This window comes from Rhizobium sp. KNZ14-9A (genome assembly GCF_056755015.1).
This window is the reverse complement of the sequence record NZ_JBPGXB010000001.1, coordinates 980,426-1,005,304: the sequence shown is the minus strand read 5'-3', so window position 1 is coordinate 1,005,304 and position 24,879 is coordinate 980,426. Positions and strand designations below refer to the sequence as shown.

At 59.4% G+C, this 24,879-nt stretch carries 24 protein-coding genes and 1 other annotated feature; of the genes, 6 read left to right on the top strand and 18 right to left on the bottom strand.

Annotation, left to right across the window (positions count from 1 at the left end):
- Window positions 1–221: 221 nt before the first annotated feature.
- The 3 genes from ACR9ZQ_RS05215 (at window position 222) to ACR9ZQ_RS05205 (ending at window position 3,851) form a co-directional block, all read left to right on the top strand.
- A complete protein-coding gene (locus tag ACR9ZQ_RS05215; RefSeq protein ID WP_481427117.1) occupies window positions 222–608 on the top strand; it encodes a GNAT family N-acetyltransferase in 387 nt (128 codons plus the stop codon).
- Window positions 609–623: 15 nt separating this feature from the next.
- Window positions 624–1,852, top strand: a protein-coding gene (locus tag ACR9ZQ_RS05210) for an IS3 family transposase (RefSeq protein WP_130679134.1) whose coding sequence is annotated in 2 segments (ribosomal slippage) — window positions 624–915 and window positions 915–1,852 — 1,230 coding nt in all. Because the reading frame shifts where the segments join, the coding sequence is not laid out codon by codon here.
- Window positions 905–1,021, top strand: a sequence feature (AL1L pseudoknot). It overlaps the preceding gene by 117 nt.
- Window positions 1,853–2,072: 220 nt before the next feature.
- Window positions 2,073–3,851 (top strand): methyl-accepting chemotaxis protein, encoded by a 1,779-nt coding sequence (locus ACR9ZQ_RS05205; RefSeq protein ID WP_481427116.1) that lies wholly within the window; start codon window positions 2,073–2,075, stop codon window positions 3,849–3,851.
- A 341-nt stretch (window positions 3,852–4,192) separates the two neighbouring features.
- On the opposite strand, the gene ACR9ZQ_RS05200 is transcribed toward ACR9ZQ_RS05205, so the two are convergent.
- Together ACR9ZQ_RS05200 and ACR9ZQ_RS05195 are read right to left on the bottom strand one after the other, a co-directional pair.
- On the bottom strand, window positions 4,193–4,624 hold the full coding sequence (locus ACR9ZQ_RS05200; protein WP_481427115.1) for a nuclear transport factor 2 family protein: 432 nt from the start codon (window positions 4,622–4,624) through the stop codon (window positions 4,193–4,195).
- A 58-nt stretch (window positions 4,625–4,682) separates the two neighbouring features.
- Window positions 4,683–5,126 carry a MarR family winged helix-turn-helix transcriptional regulator gene (locus ACR9ZQ_RS05195; protein WP_481427114.1) on the bottom strand — a complete coding sequence of 148 codons (444 nt, stop codon included), beginning with the start codon at window positions 5,124–5,126 and terminating at the stop codon, window positions 4,683–4,685.
- Between the two features lie 117 nt (window positions 5,127–5,243).
- Between ACR9ZQ_RS05195 and ACR9ZQ_RS05190 the strand changes: the two genes are divergently transcribed.
- On the top strand, window positions 5,244–6,038 hold the full coding sequence (locus ACR9ZQ_RS05190; protein WP_481427113.1) for an SDR family oxidoreductase: 795 nt from the start codon (window positions 5,244–5,246) through the stop codon (window positions 6,036–6,038).
- Between the two features lie 116 nt (window positions 6,039–6,154).
- On the opposite strand, the gene ACR9ZQ_RS05185 is transcribed toward ACR9ZQ_RS05190, so the two are convergent.
- The 8 genes from ACR9ZQ_RS05185 to ACR9ZQ_RS05150 form a co-directional block, all read right to left on the bottom strand.
- On the bottom strand, window positions 6,155–6,583 hold the full coding sequence (locus ACR9ZQ_RS05185; RefSeq protein WP_481427112.1) for a DUF2000 family protein: 429 nt from the start codon (window positions 6,581–6,583) through the stop codon (window positions 6,155–6,157).
- Entirely contained in the window at window positions 6,580–7,953 is a 1,374-nt protein-coding gene (locus ACR9ZQ_RS05180; protein WP_481427111.1) for a pyridoxal phosphate-dependent decarboxylase family protein, read from the bottom strand. Before ACR9ZQ_RS05180 ends, ACR9ZQ_RS05185 begins: the two co-directional genes overlap by 4 nt.
- A gap of 52 nt (window positions 7,954–8,005) precedes the next feature.
- Entirely contained in the window at window positions 8,006–8,758 is a 753-nt protein-coding gene (locus ACR9ZQ_RS05175; protein WP_481427110.1) for an SDR family NAD(P)-dependent oxidoreductase, read from the bottom strand.
- 75 nt (window positions 8,759–8,833) lie between these two features.
- Window positions 8,834–9,244 carry a winged helix-turn-helix transcriptional regulator gene (locus ACR9ZQ_RS05170; protein WP_481427109.1) on the bottom strand — a complete coding sequence of 137 codons (411 nt, stop codon included), beginning with the start codon at window positions 9,242–9,244 and terminating at the stop codon, window positions 8,834–8,836.
- Between the two features lie 33 nt (window positions 9,245–9,277).
- Window positions 9,278–10,243 carry an alcohol dehydrogenase catalytic domain-containing protein gene (locus ACR9ZQ_RS05165; protein WP_481427108.1) on the bottom strand — a complete coding sequence of 322 codons (966 nt, stop codon included), beginning with the start codon at window positions 10,241–10,243 and terminating at the stop codon, window positions 9,278–9,280.
- 27 nt (window positions 10,244–10,270) lie between these two features.
- Window positions 10,271–10,897, bottom strand: a complete 627-nt coding sequence (locus ACR9ZQ_RS05160) for an NAD(P)H-dependent oxidoreductase (protein WP_481427107.1) — start codon at window positions 10,895–10,897, stop codon at window positions 10,271–10,273.
- A gap of 36 nt (window positions 10,898–10,933) precedes the next feature.
- Window positions 10,934–11,824 (bottom strand): NAD(P)H-binding protein, encoded by an 891-nt coding sequence (locus ACR9ZQ_RS05155; protein ID WP_481427106.1) that lies wholly within the window; start codon window positions 11,822–11,824, stop codon window positions 10,934–10,936.
- Between the two features lie 92 nt (window positions 11,825–11,916).
- The gene (locus tag ACR9ZQ_RS05150) at window positions 11,917–12,294 is read right to left on the bottom strand and encodes a hypothetical protein (RefSeq protein WP_481427105.1); all 378 of its coding nucleotides are present in this window, start codon (window positions 12,292–12,294) and stop codon (window positions 11,917–11,919) included.
- Between the two features lie 110 nt (window positions 12,295–12,404).
- Here ACR9ZQ_RS05150 and ACR9ZQ_RS05145 point away from each other — a divergent pair, with 110 nt between their 5' ends.
- A complete protein-coding gene (locus ACR9ZQ_RS05145) occupies window positions 12,405–12,836 on the top strand; it encodes a MarR family winged helix-turn-helix transcriptional regulator (protein ID WP_481427104.1) in 432 nt (143 codons plus the stop codon).
- Between the two features lie 49 nt (window positions 12,837–12,885).
- Complete coding sequence (gene panE / locus ACR9ZQ_RS05140; protein ID WP_481427103.1) at window positions 12,886–13,815, top strand: 2-dehydropantoate 2-reductase; 930 nt, start codon at window positions 12,886–12,888, stop codon at window positions 13,813–13,815.
- Between the two features lie 257 nt (window positions 13,816–14,072).
- Here the strand turns inward: panE and ACR9ZQ_RS05135 are convergent, their stop codons facing one another.
- From ACR9ZQ_RS05135 to ACR9ZQ_RS05100, 8 genes are all read right to left on the bottom strand, one after another.
- A complete protein-coding gene (locus tag ACR9ZQ_RS05135) occupies window positions 14,073–14,855 on the bottom strand; it encodes an ABC transporter permease (protein WP_481427102.1) in 783 nt (260 codons plus the stop codon).
- The gene (locus ACR9ZQ_RS05130; protein ID WP_481427101.1) at window positions 14,855–15,712 is read right to left on the bottom strand and encodes an ABC transporter permease; all 858 of its coding nucleotides are present in this window, start codon (window positions 15,710–15,712) and stop codon (window positions 14,855–14,857) included. The genes ACR9ZQ_RS05135 and ACR9ZQ_RS05130 overlap by 1 nt, the downstream gene beginning before the upstream one ends.
- Window positions 15,709–16,773, bottom strand: coding sequence for an ABC transporter ATP-binding protein (locus tag ACR9ZQ_RS05125; RefSeq protein ID WP_481427100.1), 1,065 nt, complete (start codon window positions 16,771–16,773; stop codon window positions 15,709–15,711). Before ACR9ZQ_RS05125 ends, ACR9ZQ_RS05130 begins: the two co-directional genes overlap by 4 nt.
- A gap of 113 nt (window positions 16,774–16,886) precedes the next feature.
- Entirely contained in the window at window positions 16,887–17,924 is a 1,038-nt protein-coding gene (locus ACR9ZQ_RS05120; RefSeq protein ID WP_481427099.1) for an ABC transporter substrate-binding protein, read from the bottom strand.
- A 68-nt stretch (window positions 17,925–17,992) separates the two neighbouring features.
- Window positions 17,993–18,958, bottom strand: coding sequence for an isopenicillin N synthase family dioxygenase (locus ACR9ZQ_RS05115; RefSeq protein WP_481427098.1), 966 nt, complete (start codon window positions 18,956–18,958; stop codon window positions 17,993–17,995).
- Between the two features lie 75 nt (window positions 18,959–19,033).
- On the bottom strand, window positions 19,034–19,855 hold the full coding sequence (locus tag ACR9ZQ_RS05110) for an enoyl-CoA hydratase-related protein (RefSeq protein WP_029868258.1): 822 nt from the start codon (window positions 19,853–19,855) through the stop codon (window positions 19,034–19,036).
- Window positions 19,852–23,370: an indolepyruvate ferredoxin oxidoreductase family protein gene (locus ACR9ZQ_RS05105; RefSeq protein WP_481427097.1), complete on the bottom strand. Its 3,519-nt coding sequence runs from the start codon at window positions 23,368–23,370 to the stop codon at window positions 19,852–19,854. The genes ACR9ZQ_RS05110 and ACR9ZQ_RS05105 overlap by 4 nt, the downstream gene beginning before the upstream one ends.
- Complete coding sequence (locus ACR9ZQ_RS05100; protein ID WP_481427096.1) at window positions 23,371–24,828, bottom strand: FAD-binding oxidoreductase; 1,458 nt, start codon at window positions 24,826–24,828, stop codon at window positions 23,371–23,373.
- Window positions 24,829–24,879 lie beyond the last annotated feature (51 nt).

The following is a 24,879-nucleotide window of genomic DNA, read 5'->3' as shown; positions in this document are numbered from 1 at the left end:
GCGACTAGACAGCACTTGAAAGCATGGGCCGATCTTGGTGATGGCTCAACCTGGTAGGCGGACTCGGAAGTTGCCTGCGCCAGGAGCAAATCATCAAAGTAATCTATAGGTGCGGACGCAAGACCATTTGCCATGGGGCGCGACCTCGAAAGGCACGGCAAGTTGGCGCCAGAAAGACAGCGGAGTTTTGGAACGCAATCGAGGACGTTCGAACATTGAGCATGAACGAAATTCTGCTGCAAGCGGTTGCTGCCAAGGACGTGCAAGGACTTCGTGACAGTGTACTTCGTGCAAATCTTGCACCGGGTGGCAGCATTTATGATGGCGACGAAGACCACGGCACCCTGCATTTTGGGGCTTTATGCGGAAACCTCCTTGTCGGAGTCGCGACTGTTTCGCACTCGCCGCTTCCTGGCAGCTCGTCTCAGCAAGCGTGGCGATTGCGGGGCATGGCAATTCTCCCGGCATGGCAACGGAAAGGCTTAGGGTCGCGGCTTGTAGGGGCTTGTCTGAGGCACGCCAGCGATCACGGTGCAACATTGGTCTGGTGTTCGGCCCGCTCGGAAGCTTTGAACCGCACCGGGTTTGCCGGAGGCTCCAACTTCTGAGAGAGTGGAGCTGATATGAGCAAGACAACGAACAAGTTTTCACCTGAAGTCCGTGAGCGTGCGATCCGCATGGTCCTGGATCACGAAGCAGAACATCCGTCACGATGGGCTGCCGTTTCCTCTATTGCGGCCAAGATCGGCTGCTCGGCAGCCACGCTGTATGAGTGGGTGAAGAAGACCGAGGTCGATAGCGGCAAACGAGCAGGCCTGCCGAGTGATGTGGCGGAGAAGATGAAGGCTCTGGAGCGTGAGAACCGCGAGCTTCGTCAGGCCAACGAGATATTGCGCAAGGCGTCTGCTTATTTCGCCCAGGCGGAGCTCGACCGCCCCTTCAAACGATGATCTCGTTCATCGACGAACACCGTGGCGTGTTCGGGGTCGAGCCGATCTGCAGGCTTTTGCCGATTGCCCCGTCAACCTATCACGAGAATGTCGCCAAGCGCCTCGACGTGGATCGCCTCTCGCTCCGTGCCCGCAGCGATATCAGTTTGAAGATCGAGATACGCCGTGTCTTCGAACAGAACTTCCGTGTCTATGGCGTTCGCAAGGTCTGGCGGCAATTGCAGCGGGAGGGCATCGACGCCGCCCGTTGCACTGTCGCCCGGCTTATGAGGTCGATGAGCCTGCAGGGGATCATTCGAGGAAAGCCGGTTCGCACGACATTCTCGGACAGAACGGCTCCGAGCCCGCTTGACCGGGTTAACCGGCAGTTCAAAGCCCCTGCACCAAACAGGCTATGGGTTTCTGACTTCACCTATGTCGCCACCTGGCAGGGTTTCGTCTATGTGGCCTTCGTGATCGACGTCTTCGCTCGTCGCATCGTCGGCTGGCGGGCGAGCCGGACAGCACATGCAAGCTTTGTCCTAGATGCGCTGGAGCAGGCACTCCATGATCGGCGTCCCGTTCATGGGGGCGGCCTCGTGCATCACTCGGACAGGGGTGTCCAATACGTGTCCATTCGCTATTCCGAGCGGCTTGCAGAAGCAGGTATAGAGCCGTCTGTTGGAAGCGTCGGCGACAGTTACGACAACGCCCTCGCCGAAACGATCAATGGTCTCTACAAGGCCGAGGTCATCCATCGGCGCGGGCCATGGAGGAATTTCGAAGCGGTCGAATTCGCCACTTTGGAATGGGTCGACTGGTTCAACCACCGACGCCTCCTGGAGCCCATTGGAAACATACCGCCAGCCGAAGCCGAAGAGCGGTACTACGCCATGCTGGACGAACCAGCCATGGCCGCATAACTTAAACCAAATGGCCTCCGGCAAACCCGGTGCGGTTCAGACACTCGCGGAAGCGAGCTCCGCCTGAGCTCTCTACCGCCAGTAGCTATTTGCAGTTTTCCTAAATTTTTAACTATTAATGTTCATGCTGATGCAAGATTTAAGATGATCTACAGCAGGTCTTCTTGAACACGATAGGTGGAAAAGATCCGCCTCCCTGAGAGCATTCATTGAGGATCATATGTTCGGCAGCTCCAACGTTTCACGCATGCAGACTGTGTCGCTGAAGTCTATTACCGCAAACATCATGATCGCGGATGCGAACCTCAACATCCGCTATATGAATGACGCGGTGACGGCGCTTCTTAAGGATGCTGAAGCAGACCTCAAGAAAGAGCTGCCGCGCTTTGAGTTTTCCAAGCTCATCGGGAGCAACATTGATATCTTTCACAAGAACCCGTCTCACCAGCGCAACATGCTCGCAGCGTTGAAGACCCAGCACAGGGCAACCATCTGGGTCGGCCACCGGGCCTTCGATCTCATCGTCACACCGTTGATCGAGGGTGCGAAAACGACAGGTTTCGCGGTCGAGTGGGCGAATGCCAAAGAGCGGCTACAGAATCTGGACTTCCAGGGACAGATGGTGGCGATCAGCCGGGTTCAAGGCATCATCGAGTTCACGACCGAGGGGGAGATCGTCACTGCCAACGACAACTTCCTGAAGGCAATCGGCTATCGTCTCGATGAGATCAAGGGGCGAAACCACAGCATGCTGGTCGCAGCCGAATATGCGACCTCCCCCGAATACAAGCAGTTTTGGGATGCCTTGCGCCGGGGTGAAGCCCAGACCGCGGAGTTCACCCGTTACGGCAAGAACGGCAAGCTCGTCGTTATCAACGCGTCTTACAATCCTATCCTGGACGCAAAAGGCAAGGTTACAAAAGTCGTCAAGTTCGCGACAGACGTGACCGAGCGAGTTCATGCCGTCAAAGAAGTGGGCGCCGCGTTGAAGAAGCTGGCGCAGGGTGATTTGTCCTTCAGCATCGACCAACCATTCGCGCCTGATTTTGAGGATCTCCGTCGCACGATGAACGACGCGCTCGCACAGATGCGCAATACTCTTGGCGCGGTGGCACATTCAACCGACCAGATCGACACGGGCACCCGTGAGATCAGTCAGAGCGCTGAAGACCTGTCAAAGCGGACGGAACAGCAGGCAGCATCGCTCGAACAAACAGCCGCCGCCCTCGACGAAATTACCGTGAATGTTACGAATGCCGCCAAGCGTGCCGATGAAGCACGCCATGCTGCGGCGACCGCGAGCGAAAACGCCGAGCGATCGGGCAAGGTCGTTGCCGACGCCGTCGGGGCCATGTCCCGGATCGAAAACTCCTCCAATCAAATCTCCAATATTATTGGCGTCATCGATGAGATCGCTTTCCAGACGAATCTTCTCGCATTGAACGCTGGTGTCGAGGCCGCGCGCGCTGGTGAGGCTGGTAAAGGCTTCGCCGTCGTCGCGCAGGAGGTGCGTGAACTTGCCCAGCGCTCGGCGCAGGCCGCTAAGGAAATCAAGGAGCTTATTCGTAATTCCTCGGATGAAGTCAGCACCGGCGTCAAGCTGGTGAGCCAGACCGGTGAGGCACTACGCACCATTCAGCAAAATATTGTTGCGGTGAACGATCACATGGAGGCGATCACCAGTTCCGCAAAGGAGCAGGCAACCGGGCTTTCGGAAGTTAATTCTGCCGTGAACCAGATGGACCAGGTGACGCAACAGAACGCGGCAATGGTGGAAGAGACGAATGCCGCCAGCGCCACCCTTGCGCAGGAAACCACGCGCCTGAGGGAGCAGATCGCCGGGTTCCAACTCGGCTCACATGTTGGAAAGCTAGCCAGGCCTTATCCAGAGCCGGCCGCTGCAAACCACAGGTCCGTAGCGTCTCCAGCCCGCCGGTTGTTGGCAAAGGTTGCGAATAATTCCGGCCGCAGCACTTCCAACGGGTGGGATGAATTCTGAGCCGGGTGGTCCCAATAACAGAAGATCCGTTGATGGTACTCGTGTTTAGATCACTCGAAGTCGCGAACAAGTTGGTGGCAGTTCAAGGTCGAGCTGGACGTCTGGCGCCGTCGTGTCCTGGCGTGTTTCGTGGCGGCATGTTCAGCGGGAACCAGAAACGGGTCCCTTGACCGCTCTGCCACGCCTATCGGCTGCTGCATTGAGTATCTACCAGAGGGTGTTGGATTGGTAGATGGCGGCCCATACGACACTGGGACGTGCAAGGTGATGCGGTCCTCAGCTCTCTAGATTTGCCAGTCGATTTGGCGCAGCAGCCTGCGTGCCGTCGTCCGGATCGCTGTCTACAGGGATCTCCCGTATATCGTATTTTGTCGGTTGCAAGCTTCGACAAGAAACTCATGGGCATGCATTGTGTCGAGATATTCTTTCACTGAGGCGATTTTCCCGTTCTGGATGACGAACAGCATATGAAACTGATTGTGGTAGACGTCGCCAGTCGCGGTAATACCGCAGGCTTCCGTTTCCGCAGCAACGCGGTCGCCTTCGGCCGTCATGGATTTGACTTCGACCTTTACCGCATGAGGCAGCGCCGACGAAATCGTCTTTATGACCTCCTTATGCTCGGGAAGACAACGTTTTCCTGCCAGCGAAAAACGGTCAGGCTTGCCCAGGATCCACCATGTCGCGTCCGCGGCAAACAGTTCGTCGGGCCCGCAGGCCCGAGGAGACAAACCTATAATAATCCAAAACGATTTGCTTGTTCTCGGCTTCAATGCTCATAGGCGGCTTTCCTTGTCTGCGGCGAACCGTCGAGATCGGTGATGTGATCGATCACCTGGCAATAGTGGTGAGCTTTCCAAACAACGTGACGATCAAGCCTGCTTCGTCGGGCGAGAGGTGATCCAAAAGCGCGCGCCGCACCGCTGCAGCATGAATCGGGCGCGCGATGTCGATTTTCTCTTTACCCAAGGCCGTGACCGCAACCATTGTGACCCTCGCCTCCACTTCCGAGCGCAGGACTAGCCCGCGCGCCTGCATCCGCGTCAACTGGTGCGAAAGGCGGCTCTTGTGCCATCCCATTGAGTTTGCGAGCACCTGTTGGCGCAGCGAACCACCGCCCAAATCCACGAGGCGTGACAAGACGCCGAAATCGCTTCCCGTAAGGTCTGCAGCATCAATGATGTCCCTTTCGATCTCGGCCAAGACGGCCTGCCCCATTTGTTTGAAAGCATGCCAGACTTCCAATTCATGTTTGGACAAAGCTTTGTCGTTCATCAGCCGATCATACAGGTCTCAGGTTGACATGACAACCTCGCACCCAGTAAAGAGGTTGTCATGTCAACCTCGCTGCGATAGGTCCGAATGTCCGCGCAGCCCGTCGAGGAGATCGGTATGGCGACTGCATTTTCTTTTGAGAGGACCGGTGTCCTAATCACCGGAGGAAGCGACGGGATCGGGCTGGGTCTTGCCAAACGCTTCATACGTGAAGGCGCCAATGTCCTCATTACAGGTCGCAATGCCGAAAAGCTCGCGCGGGCGGCTTTCGAAAACTGCGGCTTGAAGACATTCGTCAACGATGTCGCCAAATCTGAAGAGCGAGAGGTGCTCGCGCACTACGTCGCCGAGCAGCTTCCCGACCTTCGCGTCGTCATCAACAACGCTGGGATCCAGCGCCAACTCTCTCTTGCGGAAGACAAGACGCCGTGGCTGGAGCGCCAACAGGAGATCGACATTCTGCTATCCGCGCCGGTGCATCTCAACCATCTGTTGGTGCCAATCCTGCTGAAACATGGACAGCCAAGCCTGATAGCCAATGTGACGTCAGGCGGAGGCTTCATCCCCCAGCCGTTCGCGCCGGTCTACAGTGCGTGCAAGGCAGCTTTGCACAGTTACACGATGAACTTGCGGTTCGCGCTTTCGCAGACCGCCATCCGCGTTGTCGAGGTTATTCCCCCTGCGGTTCGGACAGCGCTCGCCGGAGCCGGCGCAACGCACGGGGTTCCGGTCGATGAATTTTGTGATTCCATTTTCGCACGACTGAAAGATGGGACGGAGGATGAGTTGGGCTTTGGCGCGACCGCCAGCGAGAGGCTTCGCGAACGCCTCATCCTCGACCATCGGCTCTTTACCGATTTTTCGGAACGGTTTCCGGTCAAGACGTATATTTGGGCACCGTCCGCGGCATAGCTGGAGACTTCCTTCCTGCATTCGGTAAGTACAACGCCTTGAACCAATATGGACCCGCGACCCGATTGCCCAGGGCGTGCTCTCCTCTATTGAGGTCAATCGCTTTACCTTCTCGATTAGTGCCTGAGAGAGCCACCCTTGGTGATCTTGTCCACGATAGACCGTTCCGCTCTAACTGCGATACCCGCCAGCTTCGCGTCTTCCACCGCAAACCTGGAAAACACCTCGCGGTTTGCGACATCATCGCTCGTTGAAAACATTTCTTCGATGAAGACGGCGGCCGGAACGTCGTGAGATGCCGCGCGCTGGTGTATTTTCGAAAGAAGCGACGCGTCTGCGGCGAGAACGATGACGGGTTGGACCGACTGCGCCAGGAACTGGCGGCCATCCCGGTCCACGTAGGCTTTACCGATCATCTCCGCGTATGCGGCGCCTATTCCGCTCATCAGAAAGGCTGTGACGTTGAGCTTCTGCCATGTTTGCAGATCGCTTCGAACGATGACAGCGACTTTGGTGTCGTGCACGGTCGGAGACGTTTCGCTCATTGGGACACCTCCTCACGCCGTGCCTCGCCTTGAAGGCGGGTCAGAAGAGCAATGAGGCGGCCGATGTCGTCGTCAGTCGTTCTCCAGGAGGAAACACTGAGCCGGAATGCAGCGCGTCCGTTCCAGATGGTGCCGCCGAACCAGGCCTCACCCGACCTCTCGACCTCGTTTCTGATCCAGGTTGTCGTTTGATCGCTCGATGCCCGGACCAGTACCTGATTGAGCACAACGCGATTGAGTATCTCGAACCCCGAGGATTCAAGTTCCGTAGCGAGCCGCTTGGCTTGCGAAATATGTCGCTCGACCAGTTCGGCAACGCCAGCACGGCCGAGCGCCCGCAGAGCGGCCCAGACCGGAATCCCTCTTGCCCGTCGAGAAAACTCCAGTGTCAGGTTCTTCTGGGCCTTCTTTGATCCGGACGCATAGACGGCATCGCTGTTCATCGCTTCGGCTAGCGCGTCGGCGTCCCTGCAGATCGCCATGGCGGAGTCGTAGGGCGTGTTCAGCCACTTGTGCCCGTCGGTGGTCCAGCTGTCAGCCAGCTCCATGCCTTCGGTCAGGTGGCGGTTCGGGGCGGATGCTCTTGCCCAAAGACCGAACGCTCCGTCAACATGGACCCAAGCGCCTGCGGCCTTTGCGGTCGGGATGATTTCCGGGAACGGGTCGAATTCGCCGGTATTCACTTCGCCCGCCTGGAGGCAGACAATCGTCTTGTCGTCCACGGCAGGAAGTCTCGCGGGATCCACTCTTCCAAAGCCATCCACCGGAGCAAGCAGGATGTCCTTCTTTCCGAAGCCAAGAATGCGCAGCGCCTTCATGACGACGATATGGATCTTCTCGGAGACGACAATCTTGAGCGCGGGTGCACCGATCAGTCCGTCCTCGTCGAGATTCCAACCGTGCTTCTTCAGCAGCGAACGGCGTGCCGCCGCAAGGCAGGTGATCCCGCACGCCGTGGCAGAGGTTCCAAACCCGACTGCACTCTCACGAGGGAGGTCGAGTATTTCCAAAATCCACTGCGCCGCGACTTCCTCGACCTTGGCCGAAACCGGTGAGGTCATGGCAAGCGTCGCACCCTGGTCCCAAGCACCGATCAGCCGGTCGGCGGCGGCGGCGGCCGGCAGAGCCGCTCCGACCACGAAACCGAAATATCGCGGGCCGTTGCTCGTCACCGTGGCGGGCGAACCTGCATCGTCCAGAAGAGCCAGCCCCTCAGCCGGGGGCCTGCCTTCGTTCGGAAGGTCTTCCGAGAACCTTGCAAGGCCATCGAGTGCTTCCTGGTCAGGGAAAACCCGCCTGGTTTGCACCGATCCGATATATCGGGCCGCACGCGCGTCTGCGTCGGCCATGAGTTCAAGCTCGTCCTGCATCATTGCTCCTTAACGGAGCGCTGCCTGGTTGGCGCACTCCGGTTCTTCCTGTTCAGATCTGTTCGGCGCCACCATCGACCTGCAGGTCGGCCCCGTTGACGAAACTTGCTGCGTCGGAGGCGAGAAACGCCACTGCGTTGGCGATTTCTTCCGGTCGACCGAGGCGGCCGAGCGGAATGCGGCTTCCCAGAAAGTCGTAGAGGTCCTTCGTGTTGCCGTCCGGTCCGGCGAGGCCAGCGAGACCTGGGGTCTCCGTCGAGCCTGGGCTGATCGCGTTCACCCGGATATGTCGATCCTTGAGATCTAGGACCCAGCAGCGAGCGAGGCTTCGAATTGCAGCTTTGGTGGCACTGTAGATGCTGAGGGCAGGATCTGCGGTAAAAGCCGAGACCGACGAGGTCAATACGATCGAGCCTCCATCGACGATCAGCGGAAGCGCCTTCTGGACGGTGAAGACCAGGCCGCGCACGTTGATGTCGAAATGCCTGTCGAAGTGCTCCTCGGTGATTGCTCCGAGCGGAGCGCCTTCTGCGACAGCCGCATTGGCGAACAGAATGTCGATCTTTCCGCGGCGCTCCCTGACCGTTTCATAAAGGCGGTCAAGATCCGTATTAATTGAGACGTCAGCCTGAACGGCGACGGAGTTCGGACCGATCGCCTCGACAGCCGCCTCAAGTTCGGCCTGCCGCCTGCCCGTGATGAACACGAATGCGCCTTCAGCAACGAACTTCTTCGCTGTCGCCAAACCGATGCCCGTGCCGCCGCCTGTGATTACAGCCGTCTTGCCGTTGAGTATGCCGGTCATGTCATGTTCCTCTTCTTTTTGTGTATATACACATTTAGTTGCATGTTTGGTTGGTCGGCTGGCGTTTACGCCAGTTCAAACTTCGCGTCCGAGTTCTTTGCGGCGGCGCCCCCGCGCGGCCTGGATTTCTGTATGATGGTTTTCTGCCCAGGATATCATTCCTGCTAAAGGCTCCAGCATGGTTGTCCCAAGTGGAGCGAGGCGATACTCCACAGCCGGGGGCTTGGTCGGGAACACGTGACGCGTGATGATTCCGTCTTCCTCAAGATTACGCAGGGCGAGCGTGAGGGAATGTTTCGAGATATCCGGCACCGCCCGCCTCAGTTCGCTAAAGCGCTTCGGGCCGTCGGCGAGCGCCATGATCATCAAGGTCGTCCACTTCTCGCCAAGACGGTCTAGGACATCTCGTACCGGGCATCTTGCCGTCACGACCGGCATGGCAAGCCAGCGTTTGAAACTGGCGACAACTGGGTCATGTTCATTCATGACGCTCTCCTAGCGCGTTGGTTTCCAGGTCGATCAGGAACGGAAATCCAGAAGCACCCTCCTGCCCTGTGTCGCCAAGGTCAGAGCGGCCCTTGCCTCCTCCGGACGGAAAATCCCGGCGAAGGGCTGTTTGACCAATCCGACGTCGTCGATCCTGAGAAGCGCCTGAAGTGCCGGAACGATCTTCTTCGAGTTCTCTTCCGACCCCTCGAAGAAACCCCGGATGATTATTTCCTTGAAGGTCAGGTTCCAGACCGGCATCTCCATCGGGGCCCTGCTGATCGCTCCGTAACTCACGAAGTGCCCTCTGAAATCGATGAAGGAAGCAACCCGGCCGCTGACCGCCCCTCCGACGACATCAAGGCCGAGCCGGATCGGAATATCCCCAATCGAAGCCTTCGCCGCCTTGAGGTCGCTTCCGGTCTCGAATACGAAGTCGCATCCTGCCGCTTTGACCACCTCGATATCCGCTGCTCGTCTCACGAGGCCGATCGTCCGTAGTCCCCGGAATTTCGCGATGGCGATAAGCCAGCGAGCGACGCCGGAGGTCGCGGCGCTAAAGACGACACCGTCGCCCGGGTTCAGATCGACGAAGTCGTGGAGCAGCATCCAGGCGGTGGCACCGTTGATCGTCAGTACCGAGGCCTGTTCCGATGACATTTCGGCAGGGACGACCACGAGGGCATCGGCATCGACGACCAGCCGCTCCCTCCAGGTCTGCGACCCGAAAGGGAGTATGACGCGGTCACCGACTTTCACACCCGCGGCGCCCTGCCCGAGCTGCAATACGGTTCCCGTGCCTTCGGTACCGAGCACCGCGGGCGGCTCCGGCTTCCACGGGTAGATACCCCAGGGCACCATCAGATCGTTGAAGTTGACCGGAGCGTAATCGACTTTTACGAGAACCTCACCCGGCCCGGGTTGCCCTGGCTCCTCAACGTCGAGGAAGCTTGTTCCTTCCACGGCGTCTCCGTATTGAATGAGGCTTATGGATTTCATCGTCATGCTCCGGAACGCGAAGGTCGATCAGATCGCCGGGAAAAGCTGTTCTGCTGGCTTGCGAACCTTCGCGAACGCGGCCGCCGGATCGTCCGAAGACCGTTTTCCAAGCGTGACAAATGCCACCGTGGTCAGGTTCTGGGCGCGAAGCCCGAGGATCTCGTCGATACGCGGGCGGTCGAGACCTTCCATCGGGCACATATCGATTCCCGCCTCCGCGGCGGCAGCTACGAACACGCCCAGTGCCAGATAGGCCTGCTTCTGCGCCCACTCGTTGCGCATGTCCTTCGTAAACGGAGCGAGGTAGTTGTTGATGAAGTCCTCGCGCGGCTTGAGCGCGGAACGGTCAACCGAACGGGTCTTGGCCGCGTTATCGATAAATCGTGCCACAGTGTTCTCGTTAACATCCGTTTCGGAGGCAATAACGAGAAGATGGGAAGCTTCAACCACCTGCGGCTGGTTGAAGGCAGCGGCTCGCAAGGTCTCGCGCAGTGCTGCGTCTTTCACGACGATGAACTTGTAGGGCTGAAGACCATATGACGACGGCGCGAGCCGAACCAACTCCAGAAGGTCGTTCACTTCGATATCGGTGAGCGTCTCAGGCGCGAACTTCTTGGTTGCGTAGCGCCATTCCATGGACTGTACGATGGACATGGGTATTCCTTTTCAACGATTGGGATCTGGTTTGATTCAGTGCACGGCGCTCGCAAGCAGGTGCTCCAGGTTGGCGGAGAGGAAGTCATGCCAGCCTAGAGGCTCGTGGCCCGTTAGTTCGACGACCGCCCCTGAGACATCAGAGAACCTGCTGTCACGCTGGCTCGCATCGGTCATGGCCAAGGTCGCGACGTAGGAAGGTGGAAGTCCTGCGGCCGTCCACAGGCCAGGTAGCTCTGACGGCTTGGCATCGACCACCTGGATAGTCCTCCCCACGAAGTCAGAGAGGATCCCGGCGATTTCCCGCGTCGTCTGATAGGCCGGTCCGGTAAGGTCAACGACGCCGCCTTCTGCGCGGAGCAAGGCCCGGGCTGCCGCTCGGCCCGCATCGGATCTCGCCACAAACGAAATTCGGCCGTCGCCTGCCGCCGAGAACCACGTCCCGGTCGATGCGACATGCCGAAGAAGCGGCAGAAGGTTTTCGAAATACCAGCTGACGCGAAGGACGGTATGGTCGATCCCACTGCGTTGCAGGTCGGCTTCCATAATACGGTGATCCTCGGCGAACGGGATCGCCGAACTTTCCGCCGGGTTCGGCATCGAGGTGTAGGCGATGTGACTGACGCCCGCGGCGAGCGCGGCGTTGAGGGCGTTCCTGTGTTGCGTTACGCGAGCACCAGTCACCGAGAGGTGGTCGGTGGACACGATCAGCAGGCGGTCGACGCCCGCCAATCCGCTCGTGAGGGTCGATGGCTCGTCGAAGTTAACCCGGCGGACGTCATCCTGCGCAAGCGCCGTGGTGCCCAGTGCGGATGGGTCGCGGGTCCCGAGAACAAGAGGTCGGACGCCCGCAACCCTCAGCTCTTCGGCTGCGATCCGGGCGAGCTGACCACTTGCCCCCGTAATGCCGTATGTGATTTCCGTCATGGGAACCTCGGTCTTTTTTTGAGTTCTGGTCTCATTTAAAGACCCCGCAGCAGGCGTTTAAGGAGGCAAAAATTTTTGCCCTCCTAGTTTTTTCAGACGGCGAGTTTCCGGTCGTCTTGAGGAAGCAGCTCACCAAGCCGGGTGGCAAAAGCCAATGCTCCGCCGAGCGGCGCGAAGCCGATGTTCAGCTTCTGGGCCTTGTTGTCCTCGTTCCAGTCGATGACCACGACCGCGTGGACGGTTCGTCCGCCAACAAGATCAGCATCGTATTCCAAAAGGGTGCGTGAATCGTCGATACGCTTGATGTAGGTGGTGGTCTGCTTCTCATAGATCCCGGCCCCTGCCCTGATAATCCGCAGGACGGCATCCTTTCCGATCACGGGCTCGCGGAGCGTATTACTGGTCAGCACGACGTCATCCGCAAGATCTTCGAGGAATGGGTGGCGCTTGGCGCCGGTTGTCTCGGTCATCGTAGGGCTCCATATGTGTAGTTACACAGTTCAGCGCATTTTTTGTGCGCATGAGCGATCAGATCTAGCGATCAATTGACAGTGTGTAAATACACAGTTAGAAAAGTTTCATGACACAGTTACCAGGTTACGACACGTGCCACTGCCTCGCCTTACGAAGGGGCTCGAGGCAAATTACACGATTATACGATGCGGCCCTTCGACCGGTCGGGATGACAATCTCACAGTTCTCCCTGATGAGCGTCATTGACAATCATCCGAACATAAGGGTCAGCGATCTCGGCGAGATCATGGTCATGGAGAGGACAACCCTCCTGCGTAATCTCAAACCCCTTCAGATCGAAGGCCTGGTGACGGCTAGCCGGGCTAAAGGTGAGCGGGGTCATGTCTTTAACCTCACGACCCAAGGAAAAGCCAAGCTCGATCAAGCTGTTCCGGTTTGGAATGCGGCTCAGGCCACCTTCGAAAAAGAGTTTGGGTCCGATAGGGCTATCCGCCTCAGAGACGACAATCTCGCCGTCAGCACAATATCGGCGCTTTGATCGGCAACGAAATCCTTCTGCAACCGGGCGCCGCCCGAGGAGATAGTGCATGCGTATTCTGGTCATCGGTGCTGGTAGCATTGGCGGATATTTCGGGGGCCGGCTTCACGAAGCCGGGAGGGATGTCACTTTCCTGGTCCGCGAGAAACGGGCAGAGCTTCTCAGGGAAAAAGGTCTGAACATCAAGAGCAATGCGGGTGACCTGCATATCGAACGGCCGACGACCTTGCTTGCCTCTGAAGTGTCAGAGCCGTACGATCTCATAATCCTCAGCTGCAAGGCTTATGACCTTGAGGATGCGGTCTTTTCCCTATCACCCGCCGTCGGTCCCAAAACGGTCATTCTGCCGCTCATCAATGGCATGAGACATCTTGATGTGCTGGACGCAAAGTTCGGAGCCGATCGCGTGTATGGTGGGCAATGCATGATCTCAACCACGCTCGATCATGACGGCGGCATAGTCCACATGGGCGAGCTTCAGAGCCTGGTGTTCGGCCCCCGGACAGAAAATCCCACGACTGAAGCGGCAGAGGTGCTTGAAGCACTAACGGGTGCTGTATTCAATGTTCACCAGTCGGATCAGATCGAACAGGAGATGTGGCAGAAATGGGTATTCATCGCGTCAAGTGCCGGGATTACCACACTGATGCGGGCTGCTATCGGTGATATCGTCGAGGCAAACGGGTCGGCCCTGATCGAGCAGCTGGTTGAAGAATGCAGCGCGATTGCGGCAGCAAACGGTCATGCCCCCACTCTGGAATTCAAACAAAGAACGCTCGCCATGCTGACGGCGGAGGCGTCGCCTATGACGGCGTCCATGCTCAGGGACATCGAGGCGAAGGGACGCATCGAAGCAGACCACATCATCGGGGACTTGATCGCACGATCTCCAAGCGCGGCTGCACTTCCGGTTCTCCGGACTGTCTTCATTGGGCTTAAAGCCTACGAGGCTCGAAGGGCGACGGATGCGACCCCCTGAAATTCGACGCGGGGCTGCGGCAGCAGCAGAGTCCACCGATTTGCTTGCGCTTGGGGGCTCAGTCAGATGTTCTGGGCCCTTCTCCACTGCCGCAATGGCTGCCTCCCGCCGTCCGCCGGGGACCTTGCAGCCGTTCGAACAGGTGAGCTTGCCGTAAAAAGCATGGCTTTGGTCGGCGCTGCAAAGGGAGGCTGGAAAACATTGACGAAAAAGAGTCCAGTTTGAAGGGTTCAGATCATCCTCTACCAAAGAGCTCATCAGAAGCGGTGAATGCGAAGGCCCAGCACTTTCTCCGACAAGATGACGATGAACAAGGTCAGCACGATTGAGACCGTCGATACGGCGGCGGCCTCCGGTGTGAAATTCGTGCGCAGATAGTCGTAGAGCTGGATTGGAAGCGTGGCGGTTCCCACGTTCTTCAGCATGAAGGATATGGTGAACGTGTCAAAGGATATGATGAAGGCGAACAGGCATCCGCCAATCACGCCGGGCTTGATCAGCGGCAACATGATGCGGCGAAACCGCGTCATGGGTCCCGCACCAAGGCTCTTGGCCGCCAGGCTCCAGGACGGTTCGTAGGACTCCATGGCCGCACAAACGTTGATGAAGACGAAGGGAAGTGTAATCAGGCAATGGCCCACGATCATTGCCGCGATCGTTCGTGTGCCCATGCCTATCGAGTAGACGAAGAACAACAGCGAGATGGCCGTCAGCACTTCCGGCAGCAACAGCGGAAGGAGCATGGCGAGCCGGATGCTTTCCTTCCAGCGTCCGGCATGCTGGACATAGAAGATAGCGGCCATCGTGCCGATGATCGAGGAGATCACCGTCGAGACCGCGGCCACCCAGAGCGATGTCTTGATCGCGCTGAGGAAGACTTCATTGTGAAAGAACACGACATACCAGCGAAATGAAAGTCCCTGTGGCGGGAACGTCAGGAAGGCGCCTGCATTGAAGGAGGCGCCGACGACCACGAGGATCGGCAGCAGTAGAAAGGCATAGATCAGCAGGCAATAGCCGGTGAGGAGGTGCCTGGACATCAGTTGGCCTTCCATTTCATGCGGGTGAGCCTTGCAAACAGCATCACCACCATCGCCCCGGTGAGAGACAGGATCAGCGCCATGGCCGAGCCGAAGGGCCATTGGAACGTATCGATAAGGGCGTCGACGACACTGACCGCCATCGTCTTTACGCGCAGGCCGCCGATCAGGGACGGTGTGACGTAGGCGCTGAGCGACAGGACAAAGACCAGTATGCAGCCGGCCTGTATGCCGGGCATAGCCAGCGGCAGAACAATTCGTCTGAAGGCTGTGATGCGTCCGGCCCCCAGCGAGCGGGCGGCCGCTTCGATCGACGGGTCTACGCCCTGTAGCGCGCTCATGAGCGGCAGGATCATAAAGGGCAGGAAGACGTGCACCAGGGCAATCACGATCCCAAGAGAGTTGTACATTAGGCCAAGCGGGCGATCGATCAGGCCGAAGCCGATCAGGGTGCGGTTTATCATGCCATTGTTGCCGAGCAGGATCGTCCAGCCATAGCTGCGGATCACGATGCCGACGAGAAGCGGTGACAGCACGAGGCCATAAGCCAGGCCACGAAAACGCATTTGGGTCTTCGCTAGCTGCCAAGCGACGGGGAAGCCGAGGAGAAGGCAGACAGAGGTGGTGATGAAACCGATCATCAACGTGTTTGCGGTCTGCTCCAGGTAAAAGCTGTCGGCAAAGAGCCTGAGATAGTTTGAGAGGGTGAAGCCGGGCGCATAGGGCGTCCCGCTCCCCGGATTGCGCAGGCTCATGACCAGGATGTTGATGTAAGGCAATACCAGGAAGACGCCGAGCAGCAGAACAGCCGGGGCGATCAAGGCAAAGGGCTTCAGAGATTTCGCTCGAAGGCTCATGCGGCAGCTCCGAGCGCCCAGAAGCGATCGCCATCGACCTTGACGGTGACACGGTCGCCCGGAGAGAAACGGCTGCGGGGGAAAGTCTGAACATTGATGGTGTCGCCGCTGTCGAGCGCCAGCCGATAGTCGATCAGGCTGCCCGAATAATAGCTCGCTGTGATGGTGGCCGGGGTGCCTGTCTGCCCCGCGCTTTCCGGAAACAGTTCGACAGCCTCGGGGCGCAGCACCAGTGTCATCGTTCCATCGGTCGACCTCGGCGCATTGCCGATCCTGACCGTGCCGAGAGCGGTATTGATGACCGAGATATCGTTTGCTTCGGTGGAGAGCAGCCGACCGGACAGGATGTTGACCTGCCCCACGAACTGCGCGACTTCGAGGCTCGCCGGCCGATCATAAATATCGGCTGGCGCGCCATATTGGGCGATCTGCCCGCCAAACATGACCACGACACGGTCCGACATGGTCATTGCCTCGGCCTGATCGTGGGTCACGTAAACGGTGGTGATGCCAACCCGCTTCTGAAGATCGCGGATAAAGACGCGCATCTCCTCGCGCAGCTTGGCGTCGAGGTTGGCAAGCGGCTCGTCGAGCAGGAGAATTCGAGGTTCGATCACCAGCGCTCGAGCAAGGGCGACGCGTTGTTGCTGTCCGCCGGAAAGCTGGCGCGGATAGCGGTCCGCATAACCGGAGAGCTGCACCATGTCGAGAACACGGGCGGTGCGCTCGGCGATCTCGCGCTTCGGTCTGCGGCGCATCTCCAGTCCGAACGCCAGGTTCTGCGCGACGGTCATATGCGGAAACAGGGCGTAGTTCTGGAAGACCATTCCGATGTCGCGTTTTTCGGCAGGCACATGCACGACGTCCTGCCCATCGAAACGGATCGCGCCTGATGTAGCGTCCTCGAAGCCGGCTATCATTTTCAGCGTGGTTGTCTTGCCGCAGCCGGAAGGGCCAAGAAGGGAGATGAACTCCCCCTTTGCGATTTTCACGGAAATGCCGTTTACCGCAAGAGATGCCCCATAGTGCTTGGTCAGCGCTTCGATGCTCACCTCTGTCATGATCGATCTTCCAAATTCTGCCAGCGGCGATCGTGGCCGTGCCACCATGTCGAGAAAGCAGCCGGACCGCATGGAGGCGGGCCGGCAGTAGCGGGAGGATCGTCAGGGCGCGTCTAGCGCATGACCTTTGCCCAGGTCTCCGAGAATTCGGCCTGCTTTTGGTTCATGAAATTCCAATCCCATGTGAGGATCTTGTCCATGGCCTCGCCGGAGATCGGCACATCCTTTTGCAGATCGGCCGGGACCACCACCTTGGAATTGGTGGGGGAGACGAAGAACTGATTCATGAGCGGTATCTGCCCCTCCGGAGAAAGCAGGAAGTCGGCATATTGGTAGGCGAGTTCCTTTTCCGGGGCGTGGGCAAGGATATTCAGCGTCTGGTCGAACATCAGCATGCCCTCTTCGGGAACGACGACGTCGATCGGCAGCCCCTGTGCGCGCAGGCGCGCCACTTCGCCGAAGTCGAAGGGCGCAACCACGAATTCACCGGCTGCAATGCCCGTCGACAGATTGAAGTCCGCCTGTATGACAGGCCCGAGCTTTTCCAGCGCCTTGAAGCCGGCATCGACGTCGTATTGATCCTTGCCGAAGATCTTCGATGCCAGCATCAGTTCCATCTTGCCGGCCGTATTGGCGAAGTTGTAGAGGCCGATGCGACCCTTGAATTCCGGGTTTTCCCAGAGATCCTTCCATCCCTTCGGCGGGGTTTTGACCATATCGGTGCGGTAGGCGATGCCGATCGGCGAGACCATCGCCACGGCACCCCAACCATCCGTCTTCTTCGCAAGGGGATAGAGATCGCTGTAGTTCGACAGTTTCGTCAGATCGAGCTTCTCGAAGAAACCCTCTTTGCGCAGGCTGGAGGCGAAGGCCTCGTTGGTCATCAGGATCGAATAGGGTGGATTTTCAGCGCCCGCCGCTCGCAGGTTGGCGCTCCAGACACGGCCGTTGCCGGCATCGAGTTTTACCGCGGCACCGCTCTTTGCCGTAAATGCTGGTGCCAGCGTCGAGCGCCAGAACTGCTCCCAGGCGCCGCCGAGCGTCGGCACGACGAGCGTCTTGCTTTGCGCGCGTGCAGGAAGGCTGATCATGCTTGCTGCGGCAAGGCCGCCCATTCCGGCAAGAAGCTGCCGCCTGTTCATATTCATCATCTCGGTTCCCCTTGTTATGCTGCGTGTCGGTGGTGCTGGTGCGGCAGGCGATGTTTCGCTTCTTGCGTTCAGGATTTGCTGAAGGCCTGGCTTGTCTTCAGCGCGATATAGTCTCCGTAGGTAATCGGCGTGTATTTCGCCGGCGCCTTTGCCGCAAAGGGTGGCAGGCATTCGATGAGCGTCTCTTTCGACGGATTGACAAAGAAGGGAATGGATTGACGCCGTGTCGTTCCCTTGAAATGGCCGGGTGGATTGGCGACCCGATGCGGCGTCGAAAGCCATTCGTCATTGGTCCAGCGCATGAAGGCATCGGCGATATTGACGACATAGGCGCCGTCGACGTTCGGCGCATCCAGCCATTCGCCGTCACGCCTGCGGACCTGGAGCCCTCCCGGCGATGCCTCCGAGCGCAGAATGGTCATGAAGCCGTAATCGGTGTGGACGCCTGCCCGCAACTGGCCGGGCAGCGGGCTTTCCTGTTGTTCCGGATAGTTGATGACACGGAGTGCAGAAAGGTGGTCGACAAAGGCCGGCTCGAAGTAATCGGGCGCAAGCCCGATCGCCTGGCAGAATGCGCGCCGCAGATGACCTGCGAGCGTCTCCATCTCGGCAAAATAGGCGCTGAAGGCAGCCTGTAATCCTTGTGGTACCGTAGGCCAGACATCGCCCGGAAGGCGCGGGCCGAAATTCAGGCTTTCCTTGTAGTCCCCAGGCGTCTTTATCCCCAGCGTGGCGCTCAGCGCTTCGTCCGCGATGGGGGAGAAAGCGACGCCCCCCTTTAACGAGGTTCCCCGGCCTTGCTTCTTCTTCCAGTCCTGCGGTTCGTCGAAGAAATCGCGGGCAAGATTGTAAAGCTGCGCGGTCGCCTCCGTGGACACACCATGTCCGGTGATCAGGAAGAAGCCGGTTTCGCGGCAGGCCGCCTCGATCGCCTTGACGACGGTATCGCTGCCGTTGGTTCGATGGATGAAAGGCGAGATATCTATGACCGGAATGCTGTCCATGTCCCGCGTTGAGGATGGCGCCGTCTGCATTGTCTGATCCTTTCCGGAGTGAACATGGCCATGTTGTCGTGGCGGCTCGACGGCCTGCCAACGAGGGAGATGATGTCAGTCGAGCCCCTTGAAGGGTGCGTCGCGAAATTCGAGATATTCCTTCAGCGACATCTTCTGAAGATTGCGCATCCATTCCTGCCCGTCCTTGCTGACATGGAGGGCGGCGATGGCGTGCACGTTGTAATCGAAGGATGTCATCAGGCCGGCAGCGATCTGCTGGTTGTTGATGGAGGACTTGGCGAATTTGATCGCCGGAACCGGCATCCGCGCCAGCTTGCGCGCCAGGTTCTCGGTCTTCTGCTTGAGTTGATCGGCGGGCACGATTTTGTTGATCAGGTGCATGCGCAGCGCCTCTTCCGCGTCCACCAGGTCACCGGTGTACATCAGCCAGCGGACATCGCGGGTGGCCAGCAGCCACGGCATGAAGAGGGCAGGCGGACCGGAATTGTGCCTGACTTCCGGCTCGCCGAATTTGGCGTTGTCGGCGGCGATCGCAAGATCGCACGACATGACGAGTTCGAGAGCGCCGGCAAGCGCATAACCGTTCACCGAGGCGATGACGGGGATTGGAGCTTTCCAGATATTCAGAAGCGCCTGGGCATTTTCCGACATGTCGGCATGCCAATCCTCGATGCCGACGTCATAGTCTGCGCCCTGCAGATCGTAACCAGACGAAAACGCGCGGCCGGCACCGGTGATCACCAGCGCGTTGACGTCCTTGTCGGCGACAGCAAGCGCAACGGCACGGTCGATCTCGCGCACCGTCGTCTTGTTCATCGCATTGAGCTTGTCCGGCCGATTGATGGTGATCGTCGCGAACTTGTCCTGTTCATCCTTGTCATAGAGGATGGTCTCGAAGCTCTCGGTCATGCTCATATGCTGTTCCTCTTTACGCTGGTGTCAGCCGGTTGCGATGCAGTGCTCGATGCCTGCATCAACAGGGCCGCCTTGTTCTTTTCGAAACGCTCTATCGATGCTGATTTGACCGGACCAAATCCCCTGATCTGATCAGGGAGTTGGGCGAGCGCGATGGCGCGCTGCTGGTTTCCCGGCGACAGGTTCGCTGAGAGGCCGTTGATCAGTGCCGTGTAGTCGGCGACCAACTTGCGCTCGGTACGTCGCTCATGCGTGTAGCCGAAGGGATCAAGCGGCGTGCCGCGAAGGAAGCGCAATTTCTCCAGCACGGAGAACGCCGGTGAAATCAGCTTGCGGCTGACGGCAATCTTTGCCGGGTTGCCGGTGCGCTTGTCGATCCTTCGGGAAAAGAGCGGCGGCGCCAGATGATGCTTGATCTCGAAATCGCCTTCGAACTGTGCGGCGATCTTGTCCTTGAAGCTCCGGGCGTTGTGGAGACGAGCCACTTCATATTCGTCCTTATAAGCCATGAGCTTGAAGGCATTGCGCGCCACGGCTTCGGAAAAATCCTCTCCGAGCTTCGCTCGGGCTTCGGCATTGCGGGCGGTCGTCACCAGCTTGCGGTATTTTGCTGCATATGCAGTGTTCTGGTAGTGCGTCAGGAACTCGATGCGCTTGGCGACGAGGTCGTCCAGCGTCTGCTTGGCCGGCGCTTCGTCCAGGTCGACCGCGGCGGCTTGTTTAACAGCTTCCGGATCGACGACGGAACGACGGCCCCAGCCAAAGGCTGCGCGGTTCATCGCAATGCCCGTGCCATTGAGTTCGATCGCCGCATCGATTGCCTCAAGGCGGATTGGCACAAGTCCACGCTGCCAGGCATGCCCAAGCAGGAACATGTTGGCGGCGATCGCGTCGCCCATCAGGGCCGCCCCCAGTTTTGTCGCGGCGATAAGGCTGATGGCATTGTCACCAGCCGCCCTGCGCAAGGCCTTCAACGTTGCTTCCTGCCGAAAGTCGATCGCGGTGTTCTGCACAAACGAAGCGGTCGGCGCGAAATGATCGTCAAGAACGGCCCTGGTCCGGCCGACGGCGAATGTGGACAGGGCGTTCTGCGCCGCGGACACGACGATATCGAAGCCGAGGACCAGATCGCTTTCGCCCGGTCCGATACGCACGGACGTGATCTGCTCTCGCGTCCGTGCGACCCGCAGGTGCGAAATAACGGCCCCATTTTTCTGAGCGAGGCCGGTCTGGTCGAGGGTCTGCACGGCAAGGCCGTCCATGTGAGCGGCCATCGACACTATGGCGCTGACGGTGATGACGCCCGTCCCGCCGATGCCGGCGAGCATCATGTTGTAGGGACGGTCGGTGATCGGTTGGATGGCCGGAAGAGGGAGGTCATCGAAGCTTGCCTTGCCCGCCTTTGCCGCCGGCTTGCGGATGGTGCCGCCCTCGACGGTGACGAAGCTCGGACAGAAGCCTTTGATGCAGGAAAGATCGGTGTTGCAACTCGACTGGTTGATCCGCCGCTTGCGGCCGAACTCCGTTTCCTGTGGCTCGATGGAGATGCAATTGGAAACCGCGGAGCAATCGCCGCAGCCCTCGCAGACGAGTTCGTTGATGAAGGCGCGCTTGTCGGAGGCGGCCAACGCGCCCCGCTTGCGCCGGCGCCGTTTTTCGGCGGCGCAGACCTGATCGTAGACGAGGACGGTAACACCCCGCACTTCGCGTAGTTCGCGCTGCACTGCATCGAGTTCGTCGCGATGGTTGACCGTAACGCCGCGCGGCAGATTGCCTTGCCAGACTTCGGGGCGCTCGGCGACGACGGCGACCCGGGCCGCTCCTTCAGCGAGCATCTGCCCGACAATGCCGGGAACGGAGACTTCGCCGTCATGCTTCTGGCCGCCGGTCATGGCAACGGCATCATTATAGAGGATCTTGTAGGTGGCGTTGACCTTGGCGGCAATCGCGGCGCGGATCGCAAGCAGCCCGGAATGGAAATAGGTGCCGTCACCCATGTTGACGAAGATGTGCTTCTCGTCCGTGAACTGGGAAAGGCCGATCCACGCGCCGCCTTCGCCGCCCATCTGGGTAAACGTCGAGGTGTTGCGCTCTTCCAGCCCGATCACCATCATATGACAGCCGATGCCGGTTGATGCGCGACTTCCCTCGGGCAGTCGCGTGGAAACGCTGTGCGGACAGCCCGAGCAGAAATAGGGGTCGCGTTTCAGCGCGGGCGTTTCCGCGGCATTTGCCGCGAGGATGGCCTGTATATCGCGCGATCTCGCCAGCAGGTCGGCGTGATCCTCTCCGATGACCGAGATAATCGCCCTGGCGACCGCGACCGCATTGATTTCGCCGGCTGCGGACAAGAGCGGTTTGCCATCTACGGCGAATTTACCGCAGACCTTTGGGCGCCGGTCGGAATCCATATTGAAAAGCTGAGCCTTGACCTGGTCTTCGATGACCGCGCGCTTTTCCTCGATCACCAACAGGGTTTCGGCGCCGGAGGCGAACCGTTGCAGGCCTTCCGGTTCGATCGGCCAGACCATGCCGATCTTGTAAAGCCGGATGCCGAGTTCGCCGGCCCGGCGCTCGTCAATGCCAAGGCTTGCCAGCGCGCCCATAAGATCGAGCCATGATTTCCCGGTCGAAACGATGCCGAGCCTCGCTTTGCCGGCAGTGTTGCCCCAGACCGTTCTGTCGATGCCGTTTTGACGGGCGAAGGCGTTTATCGCCTCCATCTTGTTTTCCAGCCGCCGTTCCATCGCGTGCGGGCCATCCGGCCATCGCAATGAGAGGTCGCCACTGCCGTCGGGATAGATGATGGCAGGTCGAACGGGATCGAGTTCGACCGTCGCGGTGCATTCGACGATCTCCGTCTGACATTTGAAGCCGACCCAGGCGCCGGAATAGCGGCTGAGCGCCCAGCCGAGCAATCCATAGTCGATGTATTCTCCGACACCGGCCGGCGACAGCAGCGGTACCATCGCGGAGATCAGATTATGCTCGCTCTGGTGCGGCAGGGTCGACGAAACGGCACCGTGATCGTCTCCGACAAGTAGCAAAACGCCGCCATTCGGATTGGTGCCGACGGCGTTGGCGTGACGGATCACGTCCATGCTGCGGTCGACACCAGGTCCCTTGCCGTACCACATGGCGAAGACACCATTATAGCGTGCGCCCGGAAACATCGCCGTCTGCTGCGTGCCCCAAACGGCTGTGGCGGCCATGTCTTCATTGAGGCCGGGCTGGAAGCGGACGTGATGGTCGTCGAGATATTTCTTCGCGCGCGCCATTTCGCGGTCGAAGCTGGCAAGTGGCGAACCGCGATATCCGGAGACATAGCCGGCGGTGTTCAATCCGCGCGCAACGTCGCGCTGACGCTGGATCATCGGCAGGCGAACGAGCGCCTGCGTGCCGGAAACGAGGATGCTTCCCCGATCGAGCGTGTAGCGGTCATCGAGGCTGGGTGTCGTCGCTGCGGAGGCCTTGGACCGATCTTCAGAGTGTGCGGCAACGGGCAGAGTGGACATTTATGAGCGCTCCGCCGGCATTGCGGGTTCCATGTCGAAAACGCGGCCGGGATTGAGGATGTTATTGGGATCGAACGCCGATTTGAGACGGCGCATGGCGGCCATCTCCGTCGGGCTGCGAACGAGCGCCAGCCACTTCTTCTTTTCGAGGCCAATGCCATGCTCGGCCGATATCGATCCGCCTTCGCTGGCGACACAGGAGTATGTCGTGTCCGCGACGCGGTCATAGTGATGTGTGCGAACGAGGAAATGCAGATTGCCGTCACCGAGGTGACCGAAAACATAGATGGAAGCCGTGGGATCCACATTCGCGATTTCGGCCGTGGCTCTGTCCAGGAACCGCTGCATCGCGGAAATGGGCAGGCTGACGTCGAAGCCCGCGACATGGTCCATGCTGAAAATAAACTCGCTCGCCGCCTCGCGCAAAGCCCAGATGGCATGGTAGTCGCGCGGCGAGCGGGAAACCGCGACATCGCTGACGATGCCTTCCTCGTAGCATTCCATCAGCACGGCGGCGAAACGTTCCTCGTCGCCCGCTTCGTCCTGTCCCTGCATCTCGATGAGCGCATACATTCCAGCGCCCGCCGGCACAGGCGGCGGCGCGCCGGTGCGGTTGAGAACGCCGGCGTAGACGGCGGGGAAGATGACTTCGAAAGCGGAGAGGGAAGGTCCCAACCTTTGGCGCAGACGCCGCAGGAGAGCGATGGCCGCGCTGAGCGAAGGAAGTGCGCAAAATGCGTTTGCCAGTGACTGTGGCTTCGGATGAAGACGCAGACAGGCACGGGTTACGACGCCGAGCGTACCTTCGCTGCCGATGAAGATCTGGTTGAGATCGAAACCCGAATTGTCCTTCGAAAGGCCTTTGAGGCTGGTCAGCACCGAGCCGTCCGCCATAACGGCCTCCAGGCCAAGAACCTGGGCGCGATACATGCCGTAGCGCAGGACGCGAATGCCGCCGGCATTGGTGGCGATGTTGCCACCGATGGTGGAGGTGCCGCGCGCGCCGATATCCACGCCGAATAGGAAGCCGTGGCTGGCTGCGGCCTCCTGAACGGCCTGCAGGGTCGCGCCGGCATGGGCGATCACAGTGCCGGCATCCTCGTTAACGGGCTCGATCGCACTCATGCGCTCGAGGGACAGCGCAACTTCGCCGGCCATAGGTCGCGCGGCCCCTGCAAGACCAGTGCGTCCGCCTTGCACGACGACAGGCTGGCGAAGGGCGTCGCATGCGGAAAGAATGGCCGACACCGACGCGGTATCCCTGGGGCGAAACAGGACGGCCGGCCGTACGCCGCGCTCGTCTGTCGCGTCCGCGCAATAGGCCTCACCGACATCCGGGCCGACGACAACGGCGTTCTTGTCCAGCCTGTCGTTGAGGCGGGCCAGCAATTCCGAGAGCCGCAAAGACGGCGCAGATAAGGGATGAGCGGCGAGCGCCCGGTCGATCGATCCGCCCATTCTGTTCCCCTGGTTATCTGGATCGAGGGCAGGTTATCGCCTATCCGATAT

Coding starts and splice junctions, on each gene's coding strand:
- ACR9ZQ_RS05215 (WP_481427117.1), top strand. CDS start 222: ATGAACGAAATTCTGCTGCAAGCGGTTGCTGCCAAGGACGTGCAAGGA.
- ACR9ZQ_RS05205 (WP_481427116.1), top strand. CDS start 2,073: ATGTTCGGCAGCTCCAACGTTTCACGCATGCAGACTGTGTCGCTGAAG.
- ACR9ZQ_RS05195 (WP_481427114.1), bottom strand. CDS start 5,126: ATGAACGACAAAGCTTTGTCCAAACATGAATTGGAAGTCTGGCATGCT.
- ACR9ZQ_RS05190 (WP_481427113.1), top strand. CDS start 5,244: ATGGCGACTGCATTTTCTTTTGAGAGGACCGGTGTCCTAATCACCGGA.
- ACR9ZQ_RS05185 (WP_481427112.1), bottom strand. CDS start 6,583: ATGAGCGAAACGTCTCCGACCGTGCACGACACCAAAGTCGCTGTCATC.
- ACR9ZQ_RS05180 (WP_481427111.1), bottom strand. CDS start 7,953: ATGCAGGACGAGCTTGAACTCATGGCCGACGCAGACGCGCGTGCGGCC.
- ACR9ZQ_RS05175 (WP_481427110.1), bottom strand. CDS start 8,758: ATGACCGGCATACTCAACGGCAAGACGGCTGTAATCACAGGCGGCGGC.
- ACR9ZQ_RS05170 (WP_481427109.1), bottom strand. CDS start 9,244: ATGAATGAACATGACCCAGTTGTCGCCAGTTTCAAACGCTGGCTTGCC.
- ACR9ZQ_RS05165 (WP_481427108.1), bottom strand. CDS start 10,243: ATGAAATCCATAAGCCTCATTCAATACGGAGACGCCGTGGAAGGAACA.
- ACR9ZQ_RS05160 (WP_481427107.1), bottom strand. CDS start 10,897: ATGTCCATCGTACAGTCCATGGAATGGCGCTACGCAACCAAGAAGTTC.
- ACR9ZQ_RS05155 (WP_481427106.1), bottom strand. CDS start 11,824: ATGACGGAAATCACATACGGCATTACGGGGGCAAGTGGTCAGCTCGCC.
- ACR9ZQ_RS05150 (WP_481427105.1), bottom strand. CDS start 12,294: ATGACCGAGACAACCGGCGCCAAGCGCCACCCATTCCTCGAAGATCTT.
- ACR9ZQ_RS05145 (WP_481427104.1), top strand. CDS start 12,405: ATGACACAGTTACCAGGTTACGACACGTGCCACTGCCTCGCCTTACGA.
- panE (WP_481427103.1), top strand. CDS start 12,886: ATGCGTATTCTGGTCATCGGTGCTGGTAGCATTGGCGGATATTTCGGG.
- ACR9ZQ_RS05135 (WP_481427102.1), bottom strand. CDS start 14,855: ATGTCCAGGCACCTCCTCACCGGCTATTGCCTGCTGATCTATGCCTTT.
- ACR9ZQ_RS05130 (WP_481427101.1), bottom strand. CDS start 15,712: ATGAGCCTTCGAGCGAAATCTCTGAAGCCCTTTGCCTTGATCGCCCCG.
- ACR9ZQ_RS05125 (WP_481427100.1), bottom strand. CDS start 16,773: ATGACAGAGGTGAGCATCGAAGCGCTGACCAAGCACTATGGGGCATCT.
- ACR9ZQ_RS05120 (WP_481427099.1), bottom strand. CDS start 17,924: ATGATGAATATGAACAGGCGGCAGCTTCTTGCCGGAATGGGCGGCCTT.
- ACR9ZQ_RS05115 (WP_481427098.1), bottom strand. CDS start 18,958: ATGCAGACGGCGCCATCCTCAACGCGGGACATGGACAGCATTCCGGTC.
- ACR9ZQ_RS05110 (WP_029868258.1), bottom strand. CDS start 19,855: ATGAGCATGACCGAGAGCTTCGAGACCATCCTCTATGACAAGGATGAA.
- ACR9ZQ_RS05105 (WP_481427097.1), bottom strand. CDS start 23,370: ATGTCCACTCTGCCCGTTGCCGCACACTCTGAAGATCGGTCCAAGGCC.
- ACR9ZQ_RS05100 (WP_481427096.1), bottom strand. CDS start 24,828: ATGGGCGGATCGATCGACCGGGCGCTCGCCGCTCATCCCTTATCTGCG.